3 protein-coding genes are annotated in these 1,686 nt (G+C 33.5%); all 3 read right to left on the bottom strand.

Annotated features, from left to right (window positions below; all coding sequences use genetic code 11):
* Window positions 1-65: 65 nt before the first annotated feature.
* Window positions 66-212 (bottom strand): hypothetical protein, encoded by a 147-nt coding sequence (locus ACT8VG_RS10955; RefSeq protein WP_270396162.1) that lies wholly within the window; start codon window positions 210-212, stop codon window positions 66-68.
* Between the two features lie 48 nt (window positions 213-260).
* The gene (locus ACT8VG_RS10950; protein ID WP_444195898.1) at window positions 261-1,064 is read right to left on the bottom strand and encodes an HAD family hydrolase; all 804 of its coding nucleotides are present in this window, start codon (window positions 1,062-1,064) and stop codon (window positions 261-263) included.
* A gap of 6 nt (window positions 1,065-1,070) precedes the next feature.
* A partial coding sequence (locus tag ACT8VG_RS10945) for a histidine phosphatase family protein (protein WP_444195897.1) occupies window positions 1,071-1,686 on the bottom strand: 616 nt, incomplete at its 5' end.

Here is a 1,686-nt window from a genome sequence, read left to right as displayed (position 1 = left end):
CATCACCCCGTCTTGATCATCGTGTAATTACAATCGAATAATGAAATAATCCTCCTTGCGGAGGATTATTTTTTTATCGGAAACAATGAAAGGGCAGCACCGACACCTAAACAGATTCCTATACCTATATTGTCAAAACAAATACCAAATACGACACCTAAACTGATGCCAATAGGTAAATAATATGCTAATTTACCATTGTCTTTTTTCATGAAATCACCTCGACTAGAGTATATCATACCTATGTGAAGATAAGATGTTTATTGTGGAAATAATGCCTTAAGAATATCCTCTAATCCATTTTTATCGATAGATTTACAGATGATATCGGCTTGTGCCTTTAATTCATCTACGGCATTACCCATAGCTACACCTATCTGACATAACTGAATCATTTCAATATCATTAAGACCATCACCAAATGCATAGGTATCTTTGATATCTAAACCATAATATTCGATAACCTTCTTAATGCCCACTGCCTTACTCATTCTAGGAGAAAAGAACTCAAATGAATTATCACTGCCATGCTGGTCATAACTAATAGTAGTACCAAACTTACCATCTAAATAGTCGCTTACTTTCTGTTTGTCTTTATTTGTGACATTGGCTTCTATTTTAATGGCACGTTTTAAGACATCATCACGGTCAAAATCCATAGAGAACATCTCTTCCATGCCGAGGTTCTTAAAGAACGTATAAAGCTCTTTATAACGCTTATCAATATAAATATGATGTGCTGTTTCAATCATATAATCACAATTCAGTTCTTCAAGCATATCAACAGTCTGAGTCGCAAGTTCTGTATCCATTCTCTCTTCAAAGATAGATTCACCATCGATTTCGATATAACCGCCATTATATAAGACATAACCATCAAAACCCAAATCGAGGAACTGCTGGTTAATCATAGCTTTAGGACGACCACTGCAGATAAAAAGCTTATGCCCATCATTTTGAATTCTTTTAAGTTCTCTTTTTACACCTTCAGGTACTTCGTGAACTCCATAAATGTTATCTACAAGCGTACCATCAATATCAAAAAATAATACTTTCTCTTTCATATGTATCTACTTTACCTCTGGTCTTAATATTTCTACAAATTTAAACTCGTTGTTGTCATATGTATAATGAAGAATACAGCAATTAGTAAATCCTCCAGAGTTAAAAATAATGTCTGGATCATTAAATGCACTAAAGAATTGCATAGAAGCACCGGCATGACTTACTGCAAGAACAATTTCGTGATTTTCTTTGTTCATTACTTCTGTTAAAGTATTAAATAAACTGTTTCTTACTTCTTCTGATGTTTCTACACCGTAATGGGGTAATAAGTCATCATATTTAAAATCATCAAAATGAGGATTTAAATCTTCACTTTCTCCTTCAAATAATCCAAAACCTCTTTCTTTAAGCCCTTTAAGTCTTGTATAAGGTACTTGACCATCCGTTACTATTTCTAATGTATCAGATGCTCTTTCAGATGTACTAGAATAATAATGATCAAAAGGTATACCTTTAAGTAATTCTCTTGCGGCCACTGCCTGCTTTTTACCTAACTCTGTTAAAGGAGAATCACAAGAACCTTGGATTCTTCTTCGTACATTAAAGAGAGTTTGTCCATGGCGCATCATATATAAATGTTTCATAATAAATATAACCCCTTTCATTGGAAGATAAGTTAAT

This window comes from Catenibacterium sp. (assembly GCF_052354645.1).
GTDB classification, from domain to species: domain Bacteria; phylum Bacillota_I; class Bacilli_A; order Erysipelotrichales; family Coprobacillaceae; genus Catenibacterium; species Catenibacterium mitsuoka_A.
This window is presented reverse-complemented; position numbering and strand designations above follow the sequence as displayed.